This window comes from Salibacterium aidingense DSM 18341, assembly GCF_000429685.1.
Taxonomy (GTDB): Bacteria; Bacillota; Bacilli; order Bacillales; family Marinococcaceae; genus Salibacterium; species Salibacterium aidingense.
On record NZ_KE386940.1, the window covers coordinates 262,825 to 287,720 of the forward strand.

Sequence of the window (24,896 nt, forward strand, 5' to 3'; positions counted from 1 at the left end):
ATAACTAGGGCGAAAAGAAGAAAGAGTGATCTCCAAACGCTTTTGGCGGCCGCGAAAACCTGAAAAAAGGAGGCGAAGCGTCCTCCATCCCTAAGTGGAAACTACTAGAACAAAATAATTCCGCGTTTCTGTCCTTCAGTTTCCAAGCGTCTTCCGCCAGAACGGCATATTGGGCTCTCAGCTTTTGAAAAATTCAACAGAAAATTCCGGACTGCTGCGAATGTGCTGTAACAGTAACCAAAGAAAGACGATCTTGACCGGGTTCCCACTATCCGTTTTTCTAATGGTGGAAAGCTCCTTCACGCTCTCTATTTACATATGTCAAGACAGTAGTAAAATAAAAGAGAGGAGGGACAATGATGAAAGCACTTATTATAATTGATTACACGAATGATTTTGTGTCAGATAACGGGCCGTTGACCTGCGGAGAACCTGGACAAAAACTGGAAAATAAGATCGTGCAATGGATAGAAGAAGAAAGGGAGAATGGCAGTGAGATTATTTTTGCCGTCGATTATCATAAACCGGATCATACCACGCATCCGGAACATGATTTATTTCCCTCGCACAACATCGAAGGGACACCGGGTAGGAAATTATATGGTAAGGTAAACGATGTATTTACCGGGATACGGTCGGAGACCAATGTCACGTGGATGGATAAAACAAGATACAGCGCATTTGCCGGCACCCCTTTGGATATTTTTTTGAGGGAGAAGGGGATAGGAGAGATTGTTTTGACCGGAGTTTGTACTGATATCTGTGTCCTGCATACAGCCGTAGACGCATATAATAAAGGGTATCATCTGACAATCCCCCGGCAGGCTGTGGCAAGCTTTGATGCAGGAGGTCATGAGTGGGCCCTTTCCCATTTTAAAAACACATTGGGTGCAAACATTGTGGGACGTTAAAGGTGATTCAGCCTTTGCAGCATTTCGCCAATCCCCCGGCATCCTTTTAAAGGAGTCTTCCATTCATAGTGATGAAGATTGGGGATCACCCGTCTTATCACTGTCTCATGCTTTTTTCCTGTTAAAAGGATGATGGTTTTGATTTGATAGAATCCTTTTTCGTTCCACTGACGAGTAAGGCTGTCATCGCTGATAATCTGTTCTTTAGGAAAATGAAAGCCGGTATCATAATTTTCAGGAACGATATCGTTGGGGTGCAGGAAGCCATGTTTTGCTGAGAGAATGGTCCATCCATACCCATTTCTACGGGCATACTCCCGGCATTTTTTATGGAGCACCCCTTGATAGGCATCCTTTGCATAAACAGGCCCGCTCCCGGGAAAGACGTCCCAAATTTTCTTTTTTCCACACGGAATAATACAGAGATTCTTCATTTAAGATCTGCCTCTTTTCTTTCTCTCTCTATGATATAATAGAAAATCGAAATAGAGAAAGTCTGGAGTGGTTGTTATGTACAAGGAGCCTATTTTTCTGGAGCCTGTATTTAAAGAAAGAATCTGGGGCGGAACAGCCCTGAGAGAAGAATTCGGCTATTCGATTCCTTCGGAACACACGGGAGAATGCTGGGGTATTTCGGCCCATTCGAACGGCCCCGGCAAGGTAAAAAACGGACCGCTGGAGGGAAAGGATCTGCAGACGGTATGGAAAGAGAACCGTGAACTATTTGGAAATGAGACAGGGGAGGAGTTTCCTCTATTGGTGAAAATATTGGATGCAGCGGCGGATTTGTCCGTCCAGGTTCATCCCAATGATGAACAGGCACGCAAGCTTGAAACAGAAGAAGCGTACGGTAAAACAGAATGCTGGTATGTCGTGCGGGCAGACCCGGACGCCAAATTGATCCTCGGGCATCACGCTCTTTCCAAGAAGGAATTGGAGAAGAAAATGAAAAATTCAGAATGGAGCAGTCTGTTAAGAGAAGTTCCTGTTCAGGAGGGGGATTTTTTCTACGTCCCAAGCGGCACCATTCATGCTATCGGAAAAGGAGCTCTTATTCTGGAAACCCAGCAAAGTTCTGATACCACCTACCGGGTTTATGACTATGACCGTAAAGATCAGGAGGGGAACCAGCGGGAGCTTCATTTGGAAAAATCATTGGAAGCAGCCGTTACCCCCCATGAAGAACCAGAAGGCTCCCGCCGGGTTTTAAAAAAGGATAACAACGGAATGATAGAACAACTGGTGTCTTCTCCTTTTTTTCAGGTATACCGCATGAAGGCAGCAGAACGACTGGATGTCGATATCACCGCCCCTTATGTTCTGGCAAGTGTTTTAAATGGAGCCGGAACGGTAGAGACGGAAGAAAAGACGGCGGCGATTAAAAAAGGAGATCATTTCATCGTGCCGGCAACGGTCAAACAGTGGACCGTACAAGGAGAAGTTGAATTGATTATAAGCACCCGCCAATAGTTCTGCTTAGGAAAAACAGAGTTCATAGAAATTACAGAAGCTGCAGGCGCGTTGATCGGAGGTTTGGGGAAACTGCTCCAGCGGAAGGGGCTGATTTTCGGAGGGAACTTCAAGATAATCCGTCATCCATTCCACACTTGTTCCGATCAGCTCCTGTACTTTTTCCAGTGTTACGGGATCGAGCTGATGCTCGGCTGCCTCTCCTTCCAGTAAGTATTCATTTCTGATGATAATATCATCTATGCTCTCCACTTCATAATTTTCGAGAAGATATAAGGCATACAGCGCGAGCTGGTATGGATCTTCCTCGGATTTTTTCCCTGTTTTCCAATCGGTGATAACCCATTTATTTCTGTCAAGGTCTTTATAAAGCAAGTCCAATACCACAAAAACTTTCAGCTGACCGATCTGTAAAATCCTGAATTTTTCAGACTCCAGAAATTCAATCTGTTCGTTATACGCCATTTCCTGCATGGTCCGGCTGTTTAAAAAATGCTTCAAGGCCAGGTGCATCCGCTGGGTAATTTTTTCCACTTTGGACGCAGGGAGGCGGGGATTATTTCCATAGTATATTTCATGAAACATGGTTCTCTTTTTCGGCTGCTGCTTCCAGTGGTCAAAATGCCTGGTGGAATCAATAAATCCCTGGTTCAAGGAACGGCGTACCTGTTCCCGAAGGTTCTCTTCTCCGGGAATATAGCCGGTATTTAAATAATTATCTATTACCTGTTCTATGATGTCGTGAACGACCGAACCAAAAAACATTTCCAGATTGGTAAGGTTTTTCAAACGGTAAGCCTGTTTACTTAACTCAGGAGCATCACGCAGCCAGCCGTTATGGGAGGTGTAATACTGATGGGCATATTGTCTGGCGCAGTGCATTAATGTTTTATGGCGGGAAAGAGACCAGGAAAATTCAGGATAGGTTTTTATTTCAAACATTGTATCACCTTCTTTCGGTGGTTCAAAAACTATGTGACAACAACCGGGCGCCCGAAATAATAGCCTTGAAAAAGCGTACATCCCATGGAAGCAGACTGCTTGAATTCAACGGGAGTTTCCAATTTTTCAGCGAGCAGCTCAAAATTCAAGCCCCGGCGGGCCTCTATTATTTTTTGAATATCAGCAGAAGTGCTCTGTCTCCAATCCACTTTCACAATATCTGCATGGGGAAGCAAGGCTGCATTTTCCCTCGATAATACAAAATCATCCAATGCAATGCGGTAGCCTTTTTCTTTTAATTCTTTCACGATGTCCACCATTTCCGGAGAACCTTCAATGTCTTCCAAAATTTCTACTATCACTTTCTCTGCAGGCAGTAATAGAGGGACACGCTGAAGGAGGGAATTTCTTGTGAAATTAATAAAGGCACTATTATAATCTGTAATAATGTCAAGGCCAACGTCCAAAAAACTATTGAATGCCACATCGGAAGTAGCTTGATCCGGGTCATCCAACAGGAAATTCTGAAAAGGCGTTTTCCGGTACAACAGCTCGTATCCAAATACTTTTCCGTTTGCTCTAACAATTGGTTGTCTTGCTACAGAAGTTGTCATTGTATCCTCCGGCACAAGAATGACATCATCCTTACTAGACTCATTATATCAAAATCATGGCAGGAAAAGAAAAACTATTGTCAAAAGAGAAGGCTTCCCTATGACAATAGTTTGATTGCTGACGGTTCTAATAATTTGGTTGTTTTCTGCCGGATTCAATGTCTTCGATATAGTGGCATGCCGCTTGATGGGTACCGGTCATGGTTTCCGTTTTTCTTAATTTCGGAACTTCGTTTTTACATTTTTCTGTGGCAAACGGGCAGCGTGTATGAAACCGGCACCCGGAAGGAGGATCAATTGGAGAAGGAACATCTCCTTTTAACACAATCCGTTCTTGTTTACGGTCAGGGTCCGGTACTGGTATCGCAGACAATAAGGATTTTGTATAGGGATGCTTCGGATTGTCAAATATTTCTTGTTTTTCTCCAATCTCTACAATATTTCCTAAATACATGACGGCAACGCGGTCCGAGATATGACGGACCACTCCTAAATCATGGGCAATAAACAAATAGGTGAGGTGATATTCCCGCTGCAGCTGTTTGAGCAGGTTCAATATCTGGGCCTGGATGGAAACATCCAGCGCAGAAACGGATTCATCGCAGATAATGAATTTGGGATCGACTGCCAGGGCCCGAGCAATCCCTACCCGCTGACGCTGTCCGCCGCTGAATTCATGCGGAAATCGATCCAACTGATGAGGACCCAGTCCGACGATATCCAATAGCTCCAGGATTTTATCCAATCTTTCCGATTTAGGCAGTACATGTTGAATAGCCATTGCTTCTTCAAGAACCTGCCGTACAGTCTGGCGGGGATTAATGGAAGCATAAGGGTCCTGAAAAATAATCTGCAGATCTTTTCGTTTTTCCCGCATCTGCCGTTTGTTTAACTGAAGAAGGTTTTCTCCGTCAAAGTTAATTTCTCCAGAAGTGGGATCATCCAGGCGCAGGACGGCCCGGCCGGTTGTAGATTTTCCACACCCGGATTCCCCGACAATACTGAGGGTCTCCCCTTCATTTACATGGAAGGTGATATCATCGACGGCTTTCACTTGATTGACAGTCCGGCCGAATACACCGCCTTTAATAGGAAAATATTGTTTCAGATTATTTACTTCGAGCAGTTTTGTAGTCATCGGCGACATTCACCTCCGGATTTCCATCCCATTTATCACTGTATATCCAGCACCTGACTTTATTGTTATCCTCTGTTTCTATCAGGTCAGGCAGTTCGTTAATACAAATCTCGCTGGCAAACGGACATCTGGGTGCAAAACGGCACCCCGCCGGCATTTCATCTGGTTTGGGAACATTTCCTTTAATGACGTTTAATTCTTCCTGGTCTTTATCATGTCTAGGCAGGGATTGCATCAGTCCCACTGTATATGGATGCTTTGGAGCGTTGAACAACGTATACACATCAGCATATTCTACGATTTTACCAGCATACATTACAGCTACATAGTCACAGGTTTCGGCAACTACTCCCAAATCATGAGTGATCAGAACAACGGACATGCCAAGTTCCTGCTGAAGGTTTTTCATTAGTTCCAGTATCTGCGCCTGAATGGTTACGTCTAACGCGGTAGTGGGCTCATCCGCAATTAACAGCTCGGGACTACAGGCCAGCGCAATCGCAATCATGACCCGCTGCCGCATGCCTCCAGACAGTTCATGAGGGTATTGCTTCACCCTCTCTTTAGGAGAAGGGATCCCAACAAGCTCGAGCATTTCCACCGCCTTCGCTCGTCCTTCTTTTTTGGAGAGTCCCTGATGGACCTGGAACACTTCTGATATTTGTTCTCCAATGGTGTAAACAGGGTTGAGCGAGGTCATTGGTTCCTGAAAGATCATAGAAATCTGATTTCCGCGGATTTTCCGCATTTCCCGCTCGGACTTTTGCAGAAGGTCTTCTCCGTTCATGGCGATAGATCCGTGTTTGATTTGGCCGGGACTTTTTATCAGGCGCATAATCGACAAGGAGGTAATACTTTTTCCGGAACCGGATTCTCCGACAATCCCCACGGTTTTTCCTTTAGGGATAGTGAGGGATACCCCGTCTACCGCCTTTATTTCATTTCCTTCTACAAAAAAGGAAGTTCTCAAGTCAGAAATTTTAAGAGCATTGGCGTCATTGCTCATCTAACATTCCGCCTTTCTTTCTAAACAATTCCATCAATTTAAGTCAATCCGTTTATTCAGGAAGCGGTAGGAAATATCGACGAGTAAATTAACGAGAATGAATACTACCGCCACAACTAATACAGAGCCTTGAACAGCCGGAAAATCACGGGCCTGTATCGACTCTACAATAAATCGTCCCAATCCGTTAATGGAAAACACAGTTTCTGTTAATACAGCTCCTGTCAACAGGGTTCCAAACTCAAGACCGATAACAGTCACGACAGGAATCATCGCATTTTTCAACGCATGTTTATAGATGACAATCCGTTCTTTGACCCCTTTGGCCCGGGCTGTGCGAATATAATCCTGACCGATAACCTCCAGCATGCTGGAGCGGGTCATGCGGGCGATAATCGCAGCGCCGGCGGTACCAAGTGCTATTACCGGTAATACAAGCTGTTCGGGAGATCCCCATCCGGAAACAGGAAAAATTTCAAGATCAATGGCAAAATACTGCATCAGCATTAATCCCAGCCAGAAGTTCGGCATGGACAATCCGAATAACGCAATGATCATCATTACGGCATCTACCCATGTATAATGGCGGACGGCTGAAATAATACCGGCAATTAACCCAATAAATACACTGAGAATCATACTGTAAAACGAAAGTTCAAGCGTCACCCAGAACCGGGATGCCACTTCCGATGTTACTTCTTGACCGCTTCGAATAGAGGTGCCGAGGTCCCCCTGCAGAGCATTGATTATAAAGTTAAAATATTGCATGGGAAGAGGATCATTCAGCCCCAGTCTTTCCCGGATCTGTTGTATGGTTTGTTCACTTGCAGCCTCCCCGGCAATAACCTGGGCGGGGTCTCCGGGCACAAGATGCATCATTAAAAAGACTAATATTGTTACTCCTATTAAAACTGGAATCGTCTGCAGAATTCGTCGGACTGTAAATACAAACAACAGATTCTCTCCTTTCGTTTATGATTTCATTTTTGGATCAAGGGCGTCACGCAGGCCGTCTCCAAAAATATTAAAAGCCAAAACGACGACAACGATAGCTATACCGGGGAAAAAAGCAACATGGCCTGCATCAAAAATATAATTTCGGCCGTCACTCAGCATCGCTCCCCATTCCGGCATCGGCGGCTGTGCTCCCAGCCCCAGGAAGGAAAGTCCGGCAGCTGTCAGAATAGCGGTGGCTATCCGAAGGGTAGCCTGTACAATAATAGGAGAGAATACGTTTGGGAGCACATGACGGAAAATAATACGGAAATCACTTGCCCCAAGGGCCCGTACGGCATCAATATACTCCAGTTCTTTTACAGCCAGGGTGGAACCTCTGACAATTCTCGCAAAAGCTGGTACCGAAAATACACCAACTGCCAGAATGACATTGTTCAAACTGGGTCCTAAGATGGTGACTACCCCAAGTGCCAGAAGAATCCCGGGAAATGCAAGAAGAACGTCCATGCACCGCATTAACACGGTATCGATTTTTCCTCCGAAGTAACCGGAAACAATTCCAATGACAACCCCGGCAACCGCAGCAATAAAAACAGAGAAAAACCCAATATAGAGGGTGATAGACATTCCATGTATAACACGGCTGAATATATCCCTCCCGAGATGATCCGTCCCAAACCAATGTTCGGCAGATGGACCTTCCAGCTTGTTTACAAGGTTTTGTTCTCCGGCACTGAAAGGAACAAGATGAGGACCGATGATAGAAACTAGTATAAAAAATAAAATGAGAAAACCGCCCAGCATTGCGGCTTTATTTTTTTTAAGCCTTTTTAAAATGTTCTTAACATTTTCAATGTGGGGATTGGAGGGTTTGGTTACTGGATAATTTACAGTTGTTTCTGGCAAAATTTATACTCCTTTCCAATATTTATTAAACGTTAAACATCCTATCTATCAACATATTACAAAAATGAATTATATCACGATTGAGCGATATTACAATGATAAATATATTATAATGGAATAGTAGTAAAGGACTAGTGAATCGTTGTTCACCTCCTGTGTGATTGGAAAACCGACAATAACACAATGCTTGCTAACTCCCTTTAAAGCGGAAAAGAATCTTAAAAAATTTGACAAATATATTTCAGAAATTACTTGAATAATAATATTTCATAAGTTATATTAATAATTGTTTTCATGGAAAAAAAGTAAAAGGGGTTGTAGCAATGAAATTATCGCTGAATATTTTCAGAACATTCTTTCTTGCTGTTCTATTCAGCCTGGCGCTAACTGCGTGTGCCAGTGAACCGGATGAAAACAGTGAGGATGCAGCAGAAGATAGTGAAAATTCAGACACGGCTGAAGAAGGAGAAGGTAATAATGGGGGAGGATCATCAGAAGATCTGGTTATTGCCACAGCATCTGATGCAACCGGCATGGATCCGCATGGTTCCAATGACGTTCCTTCGAGTAACGTACAAACCAATATTTTTGAAACCCTGGTAACGCAGGACGAAAATATGGAAATCCAGCCCAACCTGGCAACAGAGTGGGAACAGATCGATGACACCACCTGGCAGTTCACGCTCCGTGAAGACGTCACCTTCCATGACGGAGCCGAGTTTAATGCGGAAGCCGTAAAAGCTACATTTGACCGTATTCGTGATGAAGATGTTGGATCTCCGCGTGCTTTTCTTTATGAAATGGTGACAGAGGTCAACGTTGTTGATGATTATACGGTAGAATTTGTAACGGAATTTCCTTTTGCACCGCTGCCGGCCCACCTGGCACACAGCGGTGGAGGCATTATTAGCCCAGATGTCATTGAAGAAGACTATGCAATGATGGAAGAAGGGGAAGACCCGGGGTCTTATATCGATGAAAACCCGGCCGGAACCGGTATGTTTAAGCTGCAGGAATGGGATTCAGGTAATGAAGTTGTATTGGAGAAAAATGAAGACTACTGGGGAGAAACTCCGGATATCGAAACGGTTACGTTCCAGGTAACGCCGGAGGATCTGACACGGGTCGCAGAACTGGATACGGGTGCGGCCGATATTATTTTCCCTGTCAGTCCGAGTGATACCTCCCGTGTAGATAATATGGAAAATGCAAGCATGTATGTACAGGACAGCTTAAGTCTGGAATATATCAGCTTTAATACACAGAAAGAGCCGTTTGATGATAAACGGGTGCGTCAGGCCATCTCCATGGCTGTCGATAAAGACCAGATTGTGGACGGTATCATGGAAGGCGCTGCAACCAAAGCGGTGGCTCCGATTGGAGAAAACGTCTTTGGCTTCAGTGATGAAGTGGAAGGGCTGCCGTATGATCCGGAACAGGCTCAGGAGCTGCTGGCAGAAGCAGGTTATGAAGACGGCTTTTCGACAACATTATGGACCAATGACGACCGTGAACGCCAGGATATTGCAGAGGTTGTGCAGCAGCAGCTGCAGCAGATCGGTGTGGAAGTTGAGATTGAAGTACTTGAATGGGGCGCGTATCTGGACAGCACAGCAGAAGGAGAACATGATATGTTCATTCTTGGCTGGAGCACGGTAACAGGCGACGCCGACTACGGCATGTATCCACTGTTCCATTCTGACAATCATGGCGAACCGGGCAACCGCTCCTTTTATGAAAACGAAGAAGTAGATTCTCTGCTTGAAGAAGCACGCCGTGAAGGGGATGAAGAGAAGCGGGCCGCTCTCTATGAAGATGTCATGGAAATTCTCGTAGAAGATGCGCCGATGATTTATTCCCATCACGATGACTACCTCGTGGGAGTCAGCGATGACGTGGAAGGATTCTGGAAACACCCGAACGGTCTCTATCAGCTTCAAGATGTAAGTATTTCCGAATAATAGACTTAACTGTATGGAAGAAGGGGCTGTGCCAAAAGGTACAGCCCCTTTCCTTTGATAAAGAAAATGGAACCGAGGCAGAAGCGGAAGGCGGCGACTCCGGGCCAGCAGGATGTTGGTCATGCAGGCGCTGCCACATGATGTGGCAGTTTTAGCCTGTTTCCTTTTCAAGCAGCAGTCGAAGATCCCATCAAACGGTGTTTGAGCCCGCAGGAAGCGGGTCAGATCGGCGTTGGCACAGGACGTGCCGAACTTAGCCGATCTTCCTCCATTGATGCAGCGGAGGCGTGCCCGCGGCAAGCGTCCGCCTGCAGCGGATGCCTCAGCATGTAACGTTGAGTACTACTCTTTTCATATTCCCCTTCCTATTTACATATCCTACTGGAACATGTTAAGGTAACTCCTTGTGTGTCCTCGCAATAAAACGAGATGAGATGCAGGATAGAATAAGTACACATTGAAAAAGGGGAGAATACTATCTCAGTACAACAACAAAATAAGTCAAACGTAGATTGGACGGTCTTAGGTATCAGCGGAGGTCTCCTGTCATTATTTGTGATCGTATCCTTTATTAATCTGGAGGCCGTTACATCTTTTGTGAATACAACATTCGGCTGGTCTGTCACATACTTTGGCGCCTTCTGGCAGCTGCTGATGCTGGCGACCTTTGCCGTTTCGATATGGCTCGCTTTATCTAAATACGGAAAGATAAAATTAGGAAATATGACAGCGCCGGAAATTAGTACGTTTAAATGGATATCCATGATTATGGCAACGCTGCTTGCCGGGGGAGGAGTATTCTGGGCAGCGGCGGAACCAATGTACCATTTCATGGACACGCCGCCCCTGTTTCAAAATGGAGGAAGCAGCAAAGAAGCTGCACCTGCTCTGGCCCAGAGCTTTATGCACTGGGGATTTCTTGCCTGGGCGATCCTTGGGACATTAAGTGCTGTGGTTTTAATGTATGGTCATTACAATAAAGGGCTGCCTTTAAAACCAAAAACGCTGCTCTATCCCATGTTTGGAGAAAAAATAAACAATAATATCTTTGGCAGAATAATTGACGCGTTTTCCATTATTTCTGTGGCAGCAGGAACGATTGGGCCTATTGGCTTTTTAGGGCTGCAGGCCAGTTATGGTCTTCAGGCTGTCTTTGGGGTCCCGGATGTATTTGCAACCCAGCTGGCCATTATCATTGGAGTCGTTATTATTTCCACGATTTCCGCAGTAACAGGACTATATAAAGGTATTCAATGGCTAAGTAAATTTAATGTCCGGCTGGCACTGGTTCTTATGGCAGTCTTATTAATCGTCGGGCCAGGAGGCTTTGTTATTGATCAGTATATCGTATCGTTTGGTACTTATCTGGATCAATTCCTATCCATGGGCACCTATCGGGGCAATAACGACTGGCTTGGTCTCTGGACCGTATTTTTCTGGGGCTGGTTTATTGGATATGGACCGATGATGGCAATGCTGGTAAGCCGTATTTCCAGAGGACGGACGGTACGGGAAATAATGATCGCTGTCTCCATTATTGCTCCGGTTGTAACCACATTCTGGTTTACGGTGGTAGGCGGTTCCGGCATCTTTTTTGAAATTCAGAATCCAGGTTCTGTCTCTGATGCTTTGATGGATACCGGCATGCATGCAGCGATGATCGCGATCACCGAACAATTCCCACTGGCCGGTGTTATTACTCCACTGTTTCTGCTGCTTACCATATTATTTGTGGTCACTACCACAGATTCCATGGCATTTACGATATCTATGGGAGTCACAGGGGAAGAAAATCCCCAGAGCAGTATTCGTGTATTCTGGGCAGTACTGATGGGGTGTGTTGCCGCGATTCTGCTCTACATTGGAGAGGGAAGTGTGGAAGCATTGCAGAACTTCATTGTGGTCACAGCCGTACCAGTATCCCTTCTGCTTCTCCCCATGATATGGCTGGCCCCCCGGGTCGTCCGGAAAATGGCAGACGCACAGAATATAAAATAAAAGAAAAGAAAGGAGCTGTCTCAAAAGGTACAGCTCCTTTTCTATGTTCAAGAAAAACCACTTTGGGCAGGAGCGGAAGGCGACTCCGGGCCAACAGGAGGTTGGTCATGCAGGCGCTGCCACATGATGTGGCGGTTTTAGCCTGTTTCCTTTTCAAGCAGCAGCCGAAGATCCCATCAAACGGAGGCTCCCATGATAGGAGTCAGATCGGTGTTGGCACAGGACGTGCCGCACTTAGCCGATCTTCCTTCAGGGATGTAGCTGAGGTGCTGCCCGGCGGCAAAGAAGACACGGCGATCCGAAGGGAGCCGATGTCGCGCTTGTGCTCTGGAGTAAAAGCGTCCGCCTGCAGCGGATGCCCATGTACTTACGAAAGCCCCTGCCTTCTTCGTATACAGAAGAGGCGGACATTTATTCCGTTATTTCTTCGATTTTCCCCATTTTGAAAGGATAATTGGACATTTGTTCCGTTATTTCCCCCTTTTAATGTAAAAGAAGCGGTCCAAAGTCCAGATAGCGGAATAAATGTCCGAAAAAGCCTCCCGAGCCCGCTCACTCTGCCATTTAACGGAATATATGTCCGCGAGGTGCCTCTTCTGTAAAATCCCGATTGATAGCAGAGGCGGAAGACGACGGCTTCTGCCCCGAGCCGCTCTTTAAACCGAGGCTTCCTGCAGTTTGTGAATAATATTCAGGGATTTACCTGTCCCCATTGCCACTGCTTCTAATGGATTGGGAGCGAGGTGGACCGGCACGATAATTCGTTCACTGAGCCATTCCTGCAATCCAGTTAACAGGGACCCTCCCCCCGTCAGGATGATCCCCTGGTCCACAATATCTCCGCTTAATTCAGGAGGGCAGGTTTCAAGTGTTTCCCGGATCGTTTCCAGAATGTGGTCCAGAGATTCAGCGATGGCATGATGAATTTCACTGGAGTGCAGCACGATCGGCTTTGGAAGGCCGGAAACAAGATCACGTCCTCGAATTTCCATTGATTTTTCCTCATGTTCCGGGGACGCATTTCCTATATTAATTTTAATCTCTTCAGCCGTTCGTTCCCCGATTAACAAGTTATAGGTTTTACGTACATATTGAATGATATCCTCATCCAGGTTATCGCCGCCCCGGCGTATGGATTGAGACGAAACTACTCCGCCGTAGGAAATAATCCCGACTTCGGAGGTGCCTCCGCCGATGTCGACGATAACGTTAGCTATGGGCTCGTCCACCGGGAGATCGGCACCAATCGCTGCGGCTACCGGCTCTTCTATTAAATGTACCGATTTAGCCCCGCAGCTCATGACGGCGTCACGGATGGCACGGCGTTCTACAGAAGTTGAGCCGCACGGAGTGCAGACAATAACTTTCGGCTTGCGCATGGAAAAACCGGCTTCTTTGTTAATCCGTTTCATAATATGTTTCAACATAGTGGATGTTATATCATAATCAGCAATGACACCCAGTTTCAAAGGGCGCATCGCAACGATCTGTCCGGGTGTTTTTCCAACCATTTCTTTGGCTTCCGAACCTACCGCCAGCACCTCGTTGCTGTCAGAATTAATAGCTACTACGGAGGGTTCATTTAATACAATTCCTTTTTCTTTTGTATAAACAAGGATATTCGCTGTTCCCAGGTCGATTCCAATTTCTGCGTTTGTCAGCATGTCTTTCACCCTTCTTGAGGTTATTTTTCTCTCTTTCCCATTATAGAAGGAGAGAAAAACCTAGGGTAAGGGCCGAATAGATTAGAATAGGAAAAGAAGCAGAGCCGGTGAAGCTCTTATCGTAGGATGAAAGCCACTTCGATCTTTTGCCGTGGTCCCATCGCTTCAGCTCCACTCTGCCTCTTTCCCGTTAATAGAGAAGAGACAAGAAATCCTCCTGCTCTATTGGGCCGAAATACTCTCGCAGATCAAAGGGAGCCAGTGTCGATTTTAAGGCATTGGTCTCATATTTTGTCCCTTCCAGGGTGCGTTCGATATCGGCTACTTCCGCTGTACCGAAAAAATCGCCGTAAATTTTGCATTTTTGAATGACGCCTTTTTTTACATTGAAACGTACGTCTATAAGACCTGCATCAAACTTCTTTGAACGGTGAATATCAAAAGCCGGTGATCTGCCGTAATTCCAGTTCCAATTGTTGTAACGCTCATCCGCGATACGGCGGACTTCTTCCCAATCCGCTTTGGTAAGGGAATAAGTCGGTATTTCCGGGGTGTTTTGAAAGATAAACCGGAGGAGCAGATTTTTAAAAGCATCCACGGTTAAAGGTTCTTCTAAATAGTCATTTATATTTCCTACTCTGCTTTTGATGGATTTAATCCCTTTGGATTTAATTTTTTCATCTTTTACATTTAAAGCAGAGACGATATTTTCTGTTTTGGAGTCAAGCATTAATGTCCCATGGCTGAACATTCTGCTCTTGGAGGAAAACTGCGCGTTTCCGGAAATTTTTTTGCCGCCGGCCTGCAGGTCATTCCTTCCAGACATTTCTGCCGGCACCCCCATGCTGTTTAAAGCATCAACCACGGGCTGGGTGAATTTTTTGAAGTTATGAAAACTATCCCCGTCATCTCTTGTCAAAAAGCTGAAGTTTAAATTACCGAGGTCATGATAGACAGCGCCCCCTCCGGACAGCCGTCTTACGACGTGAATCCCGTTGTTCTCTACATAATCAACATTGATTTCCTCTATTGTATTTTGATTTTTACCGATAATGATGGAGGGCTCGTTCACATAAAACAGCAAATATGTGTCTTCTTTGTCCAGATCCATGTGATAGAGGGCAAATTCCTCCATAGCAAGATTCAGTCTCGGATCGGTAATCCCTTCATTGTCAATAAATTTCATTTTCTTTATCCTCCTGCAAACGAAATATAGGTTTATTATTACATAAGGGAGAAAGCTTAGCCAATGTTTGGGCCCCTCTTTTTGTCCGCTCGAGAAAGTAACAGCGGCGCCCCGTTCTGTAAAGATTCTTTCGAATGCATTGACTTTTTTTGTGTTCCTCTCTAAAATAACGATAAACAAGTAAACTTATAATGTCGATAAGCATACTATGGATTAATAAAAAAGAACTGCTGATCCGAGCCTCACAATGAGATAGGGGGAGAAATTGTGCTCACATACGAAACACTGGGTCAAGAGGAGATAGAGGAAGCAAATCAAATATTAGAAGGAAAAAGTGCCCGTGATGTGATACGCTGGAGTTATGACAATTATGGAGATGATCTTGTTTATGCCTGCAGTTTTGGTGCAGAAGGCATTGTTCTTATTGATCTGATAAGTAAAGTGAAGCCGGATGCTACTATCGTGTTTCTTGATACGGATTTTCATTTCAGGGAAACCTACGAGCTGATAGATCGTGTGAAGGAGAAGTACCCATCGCTGAATATCAAGATGCTCCGGCCAAAATGGACACCAGAGGAGCAGGCAGAGCAGGAAGGCGGGAGGCTCTGGGAAACCAATCCGGACCGCTGCTGCCAAATCCGGAAGCTGGAACCGCTGGAACAGGAGTTGAATAAATACCATGCATGGATGTCGGGGTTAAGAAGAGAACAGTCCCCCTCCAGGAAAAATACACAGTTTGTGAACAAGGATAACCGCTTCTCTTCTGTGAAGATCTGCCCGCTTATTCATTGGACCTGGGATGATGTGTGGATGTATATCGAAGCATTTAATCTGCCCTACAATGAATTGCATGATCAGAACTATCCAAGCATCGGCTGTATTCAGTGCACAGCTGCTGTTCTGGAGGGGGATGATTTAAGGAGCGGACGCTGGAGCGGCCAAGGCAAAACAGAATGCGGACTCCATAAATAAAGATTTATAGAAAGGAATGTTGTAAACATGACGGCTAGTATCCCTAATGGAGGTACATTAATTAACAGAAAAGATTTCACAAAAGACACGACAGGTATCGAAGCAGAGATCGAACTGGATGATATTGCCGTTTCGGATCTTGAATTAATCGCCAATGGTGCTTTCAGTCCGCTGACCGGTTTTTTGAATAAACGGGAATACGATTCTGTGGTGGAAACGATGCGTTTAACGGACGGCACCGTGTGGAGTATTCCGATTACACTGCCGGTCAATGAAAAGAAAGCGGAAGAACTTCAGTCCGTCCAAGAAGCCCGGCTCGTTTATCAGGGGACGGCCTACGGTGTGATTGAAGTGGAGGAGATCTTTACGCCAAATAAAGAAAATGAAGCGGAAAAAGTATACCGCACTACAGATTCCGAGCATGCCGGAGTGCATAACCTCTACACCCGTCCGGATCACTACGTGGCAGGGGGCATTACCCTTGTAAAAGAAATCCCCCACGAACAATTTAATGCTTACTACATTGAACCGTCCGAAACCCGGAAGGTTTTTGCTGATAAAGGATGGGAGACTGTCGTCGGTTTTCAGACGAGAAATCCGGTGCACCGCGCCCACGAATACATTCAGAAGACGGCACTTGAAACCGTTGATGGATTATTCTTAAACCCGCTGGTTGGCGCAACGAAACCGGGCGATATTCCGGCTGATGTCCGAATGGAAAGTTATGAAGTGCTATTAAAAGATTATTACCCCGCGCAGCGTACGTATTTAGCTGTATTTCCGGCAGCAATGAGATACGCCGGTCCAAGAGAAGCAGTATTTCATGCGATGGTCCGCAAAAATTATGGCTGCACCCATTTTATTGTCGGCAGAGACCATGCTGGTGTGGGTGATTATTACGGGACGTACGATGCGCAGTATATTTTCCGTGAATTTACAGCAGAAGAGCTCGGCATCAAACCGCTGTTCTTTGAACACAGCTTTTACTGCACGAAGTGTGAAAATATGGCGTCCGCAAAAACATGTCCGCACGGAAAAGAAGATCATGTCATTCTATCCGGGACAAAGGTGAGGGAAATGCTGAAAAACGGAGAAAAGCCTCCGCGTGAATTCAGCCGCCCCGAAGTTGTGGATGTGTTGATAAAAGGTATGCAGGAAACGGTATCCTGATCGAACAAGGAGGAGCAGAAAAAATGGCATCTACGGAAACAAAAAATATAGTATGGCATGACGCTTCCGTCCACCGGGAGGAAAGAAATAACAAAAATGGACATGAGAGTTTTGTACTTTGGTTCACCGGACTGTCCGGTTCCGGGAAATCTACTCTTGCTAATGCAGTATCAAGAAAATTATTTGAAGACAATAAACAGACATATGTACTGGATGGGGACAATGTACGACACGGCCTGAACAAGGATCTTGGGTTTTCCCCGGAAGCAAGAAAGGAAAATATCCGCCGCATCGGCGAAGTGGCGAAGCTGTTCGTGGACAGCGGACAGATTGTCAGTACAGCGTTCATTTCCCCATATAAAGAAGACAGACAGCAGGTAAGGGATCTGCTGGGAGAAAATGAATTTATCGAAATTCATGTAGATTGCAGCCTGGAGACTTGTGAAGAACGGGATCCAAAAGGGTTATACCAAAAAGCGAGAACTGGCGAGATTCCCTCATTTACAGGGATTAGTTCTCCGTATGAAGAACCGGAAAAACCAGAAGTATTAATTAACACAGAAGATTATTCGATCGAAGAAGCGGTGGATATTATCGTTGAAAAGCTGAAGGAAAAGGGCCTGGTTTAATTAAAAACACAGCAGGAACGACAGCGTCGGGAGGAGAAATAGATGGAACCAGGGAAAGTATATCTTATAGGTGCAGGTCCCGGCGACCCTGGACTTCTCACCGTAAAAGGAAAAAAACACCTGCAGGAAGCGGATGTCATATTGTACGACCGCCTGGTCCATCCTTTGTTACTCGAATACGTCAAGGAGGACGCAGAGCGTATTTATTGCGGAAAGCTTCCTGACCGGCACTATCTTAGGCAGGAAGCCATTCAGCAGCTGATGATTGAGAAGGCAGAAGCAGGACTTCGGGTTGTCAGATTAAAAGGAGGAGACCCGGGAATGTTCGGCAGAGCCGGGGAAGAGGCGGAAGCCCTTAAAGCTGCCGGCATTCCTTATGAACTGGTGCCGGGCATTACTGCCGGCATGGCAGCTCCTCTATATGCAGGAATACCGGTTACCCACCGTGATTATTCCGGGAGTTTTGCTGCTGTGACCGGGCATACAAAAACAGCCGATGGCAGTCCGGCGGTGGATTGGAAAGCATTGGCTGAAGGTATCGATACCATTGCTTTTTATATGGGAGTAAAAAATCTCGGCACGATAGCAGAACAACTGATCCGGCATGGCAGGCCTGCGGATACACCTGCTGCCATTATAGAGTGGGGCACTACCGGAAAACAGCGGGTGGTGGAGGCTCCTCTTGACGCGATTAAGGCCAGGGCCGATCTGGAAAATATCCAAAATCCTGCGATTACGCTTGTAGGCGAGACCGCTCTGCTGCACCAAAAGCTGAACTGGGTCGACCAAAAACCTTTATTTGGACAATTTATTTGGGTCGTTAAAACTTCACCGGGCGGAGGAGAGACTGCTGAACATCTAAGGGCCGGAGGTGCAGAAGTAATAGAAGCGCCGGCGTACAGCATCGATACAGGGGAATCGAAACCTTTGCCTGATGTAAAGCAATATCCCGGGATTTATTTTACCTGTGCGGAAAGTATCCCGGTATTTTTTGAAAAATTGAGGCAGGCAGACATAGATGTCCGTCACCTCCCGGAAAAAATAATGGGCAGAACTGACCGAGCTGTAAAAGCATTAAAAAAGCATGGTATTTTGGCTGAAAAAGGGGTTCCGGAAGCAGTGGAAGACTTTCTGCTTGTCTGCCCGGATCATGAAAGCCCGCCTTCCCTGGTATATGCTGATTCTTGGACCAGTCATAAACTTCGCAGCAGTGATAATACGAGGAAAACGTTATCCAGGCTTATTCAGGAGCACCTGATCAATACCATTGTGTTCCCTTCCTCCAAAGCCGTTGACATCTTCTGGAAGGAATTGGACATCCTTGGGATTTCTCCTGTAGAATGGGGAGCTGATAAATCAATTGTGTGTTATGGTCCTCACACGGAAAAAGCGGCAGAAGCAGCTGGACTTACTGTAGAAAAAACCTTAAGTAAACCGGATGCAGAAACATTGGTTGAAAGTTTTTCTGGAACGACGCAGGTATAATGAGAACACCCTTTTTTCGAAAGGATGGAGAAGATGAAACAGGGAGTACTCTATGTTGGGCATGGGACAAGAGTCCCGGAAGGAAGCCGGCAGTTAAAAGCGTTTGTGGAAGAAGCAAAAAAAGAGATTCCCTGTCCCATTCAGGAAACGTGCTTTCTGGAGCTGTCTGAACCTAATATCCTGGAAGGGGCAAAAAGATGTGTCGAACAGGGAGCCGATACGATTGCTGTAGTGCCGGTTCTGCTACTCTCCGCTGGTCACATTAAAGAAGATATACCAGAAGAGCTCAGCAAGGTACAGACGTTGTATCCTCATCTTACCATTCAATATGGCGCTCCATTCGGACATCATCCCCAAATGATCAGGGTATTGATCGAACGGTTGGAAGCCAGGGGCTGGCGTAAGGGAGAAGATGCAGAAATCCTGCTTGTTGGCAGAGGGAGCAGTGATGAAGCTGCCATCAGGGATTTTCATACGATTGCTCAGGACCTTCACCGGGAAACGGGCGTGGAACGGGTAAAAACAGCATTTCTTGCTGCAGCAGAACCTTCCTTTGATGAAGGCCTGCGTGATATCGCCCGAAGCAGGGCCGGGCATGTTTACATCGTTCCGTATCTGCTCTTCACCGGGCTGTTGATGCAGGAAATGCAGGAAAAGATAGAAAAAGTCAGTCAATCCAGCTTCGCAGCTCTCCATTTATGCGATTATCTCGGTTATGATAAACAATTGATGAAGGTACTTCAACAAAAAACGGAAGAGACGCTGGAAGAGCTTCCCTTTTTTGAGAGGAGCGGGAAAAATGTTTAATTTCCCGCTTTTTTTGGATCTTAAAGATAAGCCGGTGGTGGTGATTGGAGGCGGAAAGGTTGCCTGCCGAAAAATTAAGAAATTAGTATTGGCTTATGCTGATATCGTAGTGGTGGCCCCGAAGATACATGAAGATTTAAAATATTTGTATGACAACGGAGAGATTCACTGGATTAAAGATGTCTGCCGGTCTGATTATTTATCAACAGCGTTTTTGATTGTTTCCGCTTCGGGAGATCAATCAGCCCAGCATATTATCCGCGATTCCGTTCATCCTCATCAGCTTGTAAATGGGGCAGATGATCCTGATCTTGGAAACGTCGCTTTCCCTGCTGCTTTTGAGGAAGATCAGTACCATATAGCTGTGTCCACGAAAGGACATTCCCCGGGAGCGGCTAAAAGGATGAAACAACAGCTGCAGGATTGGATAAAAAGAAACAAAACACAAAAATAAGGATTGCATCCGAGAAATATGACCCTTATACTTTATTTTGGCAGAGAGCTAAAATAATAAAGGGGTCTTTTTATTATGATTACCGTCCTTATTTCAGTTTTTGTTATGATTTTATTAAGTCTTTTTAGAGTAAACGTGGTATTAGCGATTCTTTTTGCAGGAATAACAGCAGGCCTGATGGCAGGACTGAATTTCAGTGATTCTTTAGAGATGGTCATTGAAGGGATGGGGGGACAGGCGGAAACCGCCCTCAGTTATATTCTGCTGGGTGTATTTGCTGTAATGATTGGTTATTCAGGCATTACCGGTGTACTTGTTTCTTTTCTGCTGCGTGTTCTGCGGGGGAAAAGGGGTTTTTTAGTGATGACTATTGCCGCAGCGGCCTGTCTCTCACAGAATCTTATTCCAGTTCACATCGCTTTTATCCCAATTTTAATACCGCCGATGTTAAAGCTGTTTGACGAAATGAAGATCGACCGAAGGGCTGTCGCCTCCGCATTGACGTTTGGTTTAAAGGCTCCGTATGTAATGATTCCCGCTGGGTTTGGATTTTTGTTTCATAAAGCCATTTCTGAAGAGATGACGGCCAGCGGAATGGATATGCCTATACAGGAGATCTGGAAGGCCATGTTTATTCCCGGGACAGGGATGATAGCAGGATTGCTGATTGCAGTTTTTATTACGTACCGGAAAGCAAGAGAACCGATCAATAAGCCGGATAAGACTGTAGATCCAGCTGGTTCGGAAGAGACCGACACTGCTCGGTTTGGAATGAAACAATTTTTGACTGTCGCAGCAATAACAGCTGCCTTAGTCGTACAGATTGCGATGGATTCTCTTATTTATGGGGCACTCATCGGTATTATACTAATGTTTGCTTTTCAAGTGGTTCCTTTTCGACATGGGGATGATATGGTCAATGATGGCGTCAAACTCATGGGAATGATAGCCTTTGTTATGCTGATGTCTTCCGGTTTTGCTAATGTTCTTAAAGAAACCGGGGCGGTGGAGGAGTTAGTGAACAGCGCAACAGGAATATCCAGCGAAGCTAATGTCATTACGTCAGCGGTGATGCTTCTCGTGGGTCTGATTGTTACGATGGGAATTGGAACCTCCTTTGGAACAGTGCCTATATTAGCCGCCCTGTTTGTGCCGTTTTGTTTAACTGTTGGTTATTCTCCGCTTGCTACCACTGCTTTAATAGGAACAGCAGGGGCGATGGGGGACGCGGGGTCCCCGGCTTCTGACAGTACACTTGGCCCGACGTCGGGATTAAATGCAGATGGAAGGCATCATCATATTTGGGATACATGTGTTCCTACATTCCTTCATTACAATATTCCCCTGTTTCTTTTCGGTTTAATAGCCGCAGCTGTGTTATAAAAAACGGGAAGCTGTAGAGGAGGATAATTCTTGAGGGCGGGCGGCATGGCCGTCCGCTTCCGCTATATACTAAGGAAATAGTGGAAAACGCCCCTGTTATGTAGGTATAAAAAAGGGTATAGTAACACCTAATCATTGATAAGGAAGGAAGGTACTATGACGGCCGCAAAAGTCTATGATGTCATCGGCGCAGGCATCGGCCCGTTTAATCTAGGACTGGCCGCGCTGCTTGACCCGGTTGCTGATGTAAAAAGTTTATTCTTCGAACAGCGCCCTTCATTTGAATGGCATCCCGGTATGCTGCTTGAAGGAACCGTATTAAATTCCACTTTTTTGGCCGACCTGGTTACATTTGCGGATCCTACAAGCAATTATACACTGCTTCATTATTTACATAAGAAAAACAGACTGTACCAGTTTTATTTTTATGAAGACTTACACATCCCGCGCAGGGAATATAACGAATATGCCAAATGGGTGGCTGCTCAGCTGTCTTCTTGCCATTTTGGTTACCGCGTGGAAAACGTAACAGAAAGAGATGAATGCTATGCGGTGTTTATCCGTAACATCGAAACGGGAGAAGCCTCTACCTATTTCGCCCGGCACGTGGTAGTGGGCACGGGAAGTATTCCAATGTTCCCGCCCCCGATTGAAAAGAAAATAGACGAAAATATTTATCACAGCAGTTCCTATGTGATGAGAAAAGGAGAACTGAAAGATACGGATAATATTACCGTTGTGGGATCCGGGCAGAGCGCTGCTGAAATATTCTATGATCTTCTTCAGGATCAAAAACATTACAAATATAGATTATCCTGGCTTACCCGTTCTCCGGAATTCTTTCAGTCAGAAGCCGCAAAGCTTGGCAGGGAAGTATTTTCTCCGGATTATGTTTCTTATTTCCGAACGCTGGATTTTGAGACAAGACTTCAGGCTCTTCCTGATCTTGATAAAAGCAGAAAAGGAATCGAACAAAGTACATTAATGAAAATCTATGAACTTCTCTATCACCGCTCGATCGAAAGAGTCGATCCTAATGTTATATTACAGCCGATGACAGAAGTGACGGATATAGAGCAAAGTCCAACAGGTTATAAGCTTTTCTGCCGTCAATGGCAGAAAAACGAAGAATTCATGCACCATTCTGATAAAGTGATATTTGCGACCGGCTATAAGCCAAATGTGCCGGATTGGCTGAATGCGTTTGGAGACAAAATAGAGTGGGAAGATCACAAGAGATTCAAAGTGGATGATGCGTACCGTCTCGTTTTCAAGGATAACCGCAGTCATCATTTGTATATGTTGACTAATTTGGATCATTCCCACGGAACAGCTGCCACGAACCTGGCTCTTTCGGTGATGAGAAATCAGACGATCATTAACGACATATGCGGCCGGGAGGTCTACCCCCTGGCAGCGGATACTATTTTTCAACGTTTTTATCGTAAATAACTATCCTTTGGAAAAGGGGAACCGTTATGTCTGTTCTGTCTTTTCTTTTTATCATTTTCATCCCGGCGGCTGTTTCCTTTATCACGATGACCGTGGTGCTCTGTATGCAGTGGATGCTTGAAAAAGAGGTGAATGACAAGCAGCCTTCCTCTATATTTCACTTATTTAATGTTCTATTTATTATGATGATGTTTGGAACAAGTTCGATCGTGTTTCATGGCTTTCTTCTGGAAGGGGTGAACGAAAAAGGGTGGGGGACGGTTTCACTGTACGCTTATGTTTATCCGCTTCCGATTATTCTTTTTGGGTATGTGGCTGCTTCCAGGTTCTTTCGTTCTTATGTGCAGCCGTACCGAGTATTGAAAAAGAGTAACGTCGTTTATATAAACCGAAAATCAAAATCCCAAAGAAGGTGAAAATGTGCCGGCAAAGAAGAAATATTATGTCGTCTGGAAGGGAAGACGCCCCGGCATTTATGAGAGCTGGGCAGAATGTGAGAAACAAGTGAAAGGATACGCAGGTGCTTCCTTTAAATCGTTTAAATCGAAAGAAGAAGCCCGTCAGGCCTTTGAAAGCGGGAAAACTTCTGCTTCCGAGTTTTCTTCCAAAAAAAAGACGGCCTACATAGAAGATAGTGTTTCTGTGGATGTGGGTTCTCATGGTAACCCGGGATTTGTCGAATATAAGGGCGTCTATACAAAAAATGGAGAGATCCTCTTTTCTCATCCGGGTATTGCCATGGGGACAAATAATTTGGGGGAGTTTCTGGCCATCGTGCATGCTCTTCAATATTTACAGGCTAGAAACAGTGATATGCCGGTGTACTCTGACTCCGATACAGCAATGCTGTGGGTAAAAAAGAAAAAAGCAAACTCCAGCCTCAAACGAACACCGGAAACCGAAGAAATATGGCAGCTGGTGGAGAAAGCAGAAGAGTGGCTGAGGCATAACAACTGGTCGAACCCGCTGCTAAAGTGGAATACAAAAGCGTGGGGAGAAATCAAAGCTGATTATGGAAGGAAATAACATCTTTCATGTTTAGGAGAACTCCGGACTGGGTATAACACTCATGTGTACAGGATAAGAAGCAATAAGGAGGTTCTGGCATGAGTAAGAAGGTTGCAGTAGTAATGACCAACATGTTTGAAGACTCGGAATATACCAGCCCCAAAGAAGCGTTTGAGAAAGAAGGGCACACCCTTACGGTTATAGAAAAAGAAAAAGGAAAAACAGTGGAAGGGAAAAACAAGGAAGCTTCGGAGACCGTGGATGCCTCTATTGATGATGTGAGCCCTGCTGATTTTGATGCCTTGTTCGTTCCGGGAGGCTTTTCCCCGGATATGCTTCGTGCGGATGAACGGTTTGTGACATTTGCCAAACATTTCATGGATGAGAATAAACCTGTTTTTGCAATATGCCATGGTCCGCAGCTGTTAATCACAGCAAAAGCGTTGGAAGACCGTAATGTGACAGGATTCACTTCGATTCAGACAGATCTGGAGTACGCTAAAGCAAACGTATACGATCAGGAAGTGGTGGTGTGTCACAATCTTGTAACAAGCAGAACGCCGGATGACCTCCCGGCTTTCAATCGGGAAGCGTTAAAACAGCTGCAATAAAGGAGATATATTGGAGGGGCTGCCTTTTTTGGACAGCCTTTCTTTTTTTTCCTGCCCCATTCAGGGAAGTATAAGACATTACCTGGTGCAATATGTCTATTATAAACATATGGAAGACACAGGAGAGGAAAAGAGAAGATAAAATGTCTAATACTAAAATATATAGGACAAA

The 24,896-nt window shown here is 45.3% G+C and carries 24 protein-coding genes; 15 read left to right on the top strand and 9 right to left on the bottom strand.

The window, feature by feature from the left end:
- Window positions 1-356 precede the first annotated feature (356 nt).
- The gene (locus G475_RS0123385; protein ID WP_026703322.1) at window positions 357-911 is read left to right on the top strand and encodes a cysteine hydrolase family protein; all 555 of its coding nucleotides are present in this window, start codon (window positions 357-359) and stop codon (window positions 909-911) included.
- Here the strand turns inward: G475_RS0123385 and G475_RS0123390 are convergent.
- Window positions 908-1,345 (bottom strand): DUF6884 domain-containing protein, encoded by a 438-nt coding sequence (locus G475_RS0123390; protein WP_026703323.1) that lies wholly within the window; start codon window positions 1,343-1,345, stop codon window positions 908-910. The two genes, G475_RS0123385 and G475_RS0123390, sit on opposite strands and share 4 nt — an antisense overlap.
- 76 nt (window positions 1,346-1,421) lie before the next feature.
- Between G475_RS0123390 and manA the strand changes: the two genes are divergently transcribed.
- On the top strand, window positions 1,422-2,381 hold the full coding sequence (gene manA, locus G475_RS0123395; protein ID WP_026703324.1) for a mannose-6-phosphate isomerase, class I: 960 nt from the start codon (window positions 1,422-1,424) through the stop codon (window positions 2,379-2,381).
- 6 nt (window positions 2,382-2,387) lie between these two features.
- Here the strand turns inward: manA and G475_RS0123400 are convergent, their stop codons facing one another.
- The 6 genes from G475_RS0123400 to nikC form a co-directional block, all read right to left on the bottom strand.
- Complete coding sequence (locus tag G475_RS0123400) at window positions 2,388-3,323, bottom strand: PD-(D/E)XK nuclease family protein (RefSeq protein WP_026703325.1); 936 nt, start codon at window positions 3,321-3,323, stop codon at window positions 2,388-2,390.
- Between the two features lie 29 nt (window positions 3,324-3,352).
- Window positions 3,353-3,937, bottom strand: a complete 585-nt coding sequence (locus G475_RS26180) for an EAL and HDOD domain-containing protein (RefSeq protein WP_051302852.1) — start codon at window positions 3,935-3,937, stop codon at window positions 3,353-3,355.
- A 127-nt stretch (window positions 3,938-4,064) separates the two neighbouring features.
- On the bottom strand, window positions 4,065-5,075 hold the full coding sequence (locus G475_RS0123410; RefSeq protein WP_026703326.1) for an ABC transporter ATP-binding protein: 1,011 nt from the start codon (window positions 5,073-5,075) through the stop codon (window positions 4,065-4,067).
- A complete protein-coding gene (locus G475_RS0123415; RefSeq protein WP_026703327.1) occupies window positions 5,047-6,081 on the bottom strand; it encodes an ABC transporter ATP-binding protein in 1,035 nt (344 codons plus the stop codon). Before G475_RS0123415 ends, G475_RS0123410 begins: the two co-directional genes overlap by 29 nt.
- A gap of 33 nt (window positions 6,082-6,114) precedes the next feature.
- On the bottom strand, window positions 6,115-7,035 hold the full coding sequence (locus tag G475_RS0123420; RefSeq protein ID WP_026703328.1) for an ABC transporter permease: 921 nt from the start codon (window positions 7,033-7,035) through the stop codon (window positions 6,115-6,117).
- An 18-nt stretch (window positions 7,036-7,053) separates the two neighbouring features.
- On the bottom strand, window positions 7,054-7,944 hold the full coding sequence (gene nikC, locus G475_RS0123425; RefSeq protein WP_026703329.1) for a nickel transporter permease: 891 nt from the start codon (window positions 7,942-7,944) through the stop codon (window positions 7,054-7,056).
- Window positions 7,945-8,267: 323 nt separating this feature from the next.
- Between nikC and G475_RS0123430 the strand changes: the two genes are divergently transcribed.
- Both G475_RS0123430 and G475_RS0123435 read left to right on the top strand, forming a co-directional pair.
- Entirely contained in the window at window positions 8,268-9,905 is a 1,638-nt protein-coding gene (locus tag G475_RS0123430; RefSeq protein ID WP_026703330.1) for a glutathione ABC transporter substrate-binding protein, read from the top strand.
- A gap of 477 nt (window positions 9,906-10,382) precedes the next feature.
- Complete coding sequence (locus G475_RS0123435; RefSeq protein WP_026703331.1) at window positions 10,383-11,903, top strand: BCCT family transporter; 1,521 nt, start codon at window positions 10,383-10,385, stop codon at window positions 11,901-11,903.
- A gap of 656 nt (window positions 11,904-12,559) precedes the next feature.
- Here the strand turns inward: G475_RS0123435 and mreBH are convergent.
- Window positions 12,560-13,567 (bottom strand): rod-share determining protein MreBH, encoded by a 1,008-nt coding sequence (mreBH, locus tag G475_RS0123445; RefSeq protein ID WP_026703333.1) that lies wholly within the window; start codon window positions 13,565-13,567, stop codon window positions 12,560-12,562.
- 190 nt (window positions 13,568-13,757) lie between these two features.
- A complete protein-coding gene (locus G475_RS0123450; protein ID WP_026703334.1) occupies window positions 13,758-14,753 on the bottom strand; it encodes a lipoate--protein ligase in 996 nt (331 codons plus the stop codon).
- Window positions 14,754-15,017: 264 nt separating this feature from the next.
- Here G475_RS0123450 and G475_RS0123455 point away from each other — a divergent pair, with 264 nt between their 5' ends.
- The 11 genes from G475_RS0123455 (at window position 15,018) to G475_RS0123505 (ending at window position 24,724) form a co-directional block, all read left to right on the top strand.
- Complete coding sequence (locus tag G475_RS0123455) at window positions 15,018-15,725, top strand: phosphoadenylyl-sulfate reductase (protein WP_051302853.1); 708 nt, start codon at window positions 15,018-15,020, stop codon at window positions 15,723-15,725.
- Between the two features lie 27 nt (window positions 15,726-15,752).
- On the top strand, window positions 15,753-16,895 hold the full coding sequence (gene sat / locus G475_RS0123460; RefSeq protein WP_026703336.1) for a sulfate adenylyltransferase: 1,143 nt from the start codon (window positions 15,753-15,755) through the stop codon (window positions 16,893-16,895).
- 23 nt (window positions 16,896-16,918) lie between these two features.
- Window positions 16,919-17,524, top strand: a complete 606-nt coding sequence (cysC, locus tag G475_RS0123465) for an adenylyl-sulfate kinase (protein ID WP_026703337.1) — start codon at window positions 16,919-16,921, stop codon at window positions 17,522-17,524.
- Between the two features lie 42 nt (window positions 17,525-17,566).
- Window positions 17,567-19,009, top strand: coding sequence for a uroporphyrinogen-III C-methyltransferase (gene cobA, locus G475_RS0123470; protein WP_026703338.1), 1,443 nt, complete (start codon window positions 17,567-17,569; stop codon window positions 19,007-19,009).
- Between the two features lie 33 nt (window positions 19,010-19,042).
- Window positions 19,043-19,816, top strand: coding sequence for a sirohydrochlorin chelatase (locus tag G475_RS0123475; RefSeq protein ID WP_035712578.1), 774 nt, complete (start codon window positions 19,043-19,045; stop codon window positions 19,814-19,816).
- Window positions 19,809-20,270 (top strand): precorrin-2 dehydrogenase/sirohydrochlorin ferrochelatase family protein, encoded by a 462-nt coding sequence (locus G475_RS0123480; protein WP_026703340.1) that lies wholly within the window; start codon window positions 19,809-19,811, stop codon window positions 20,268-20,270. The genes G475_RS0123475 and G475_RS0123480 overlap by 8 nt, the downstream gene beginning before the upstream one ends.
- Window positions 20,271-20,345: 75 nt before the next feature.
- On the top strand, window positions 20,346-21,653 hold the full coding sequence (locus G475_RS0123485) for a Na+/H+ antiporter family protein (protein WP_026703341.1): 1,308 nt from the start codon (window positions 20,346-20,348) through the stop codon (window positions 21,651-21,653).
- A gap of 156 nt (window positions 21,654-21,809) precedes the next feature.
- Complete coding sequence (locus G475_RS0123490; RefSeq protein ID WP_026703342.1) at window positions 21,810-23,105, top strand: lysine N(6)-hydroxylase/L-ornithine N(5)-oxygenase family protein; 1,296 nt, start codon at window positions 21,810-21,812, stop codon at window positions 23,103-23,105.
- Window positions 23,106-23,131: 26 nt separating this feature from the next.
- Window positions 23,132-23,521, top strand: a complete 390-nt coding sequence (locus G475_RS0123495; protein WP_026703343.1) for a hypothetical protein — start codon at window positions 23,132-23,134, stop codon at window positions 23,519-23,521.
- Window positions 23,522-23,525: 4 nt separating this feature from the next.
- Window positions 23,526-24,131, top strand: coding sequence for a ribonuclease H (gene rnhA, locus G475_RS0123500; RefSeq protein ID WP_026703344.1), 606 nt, complete (start codon window positions 23,526-23,528; stop codon window positions 24,129-24,131).
- Between the two features lie 80 nt (window positions 24,132-24,211).
- Window positions 24,212-24,724 carry a type 1 glutamine amidotransferase domain-containing protein gene (locus G475_RS0123505; RefSeq protein WP_026703345.1) on the top strand — a complete coding sequence of 171 codons (513 nt, stop codon included), beginning with the start codon at window positions 24,212-24,214 and terminating at the stop codon, window positions 24,722-24,724.
- Window positions 24,725-24,896: the final 172 nt, after the last annotated feature.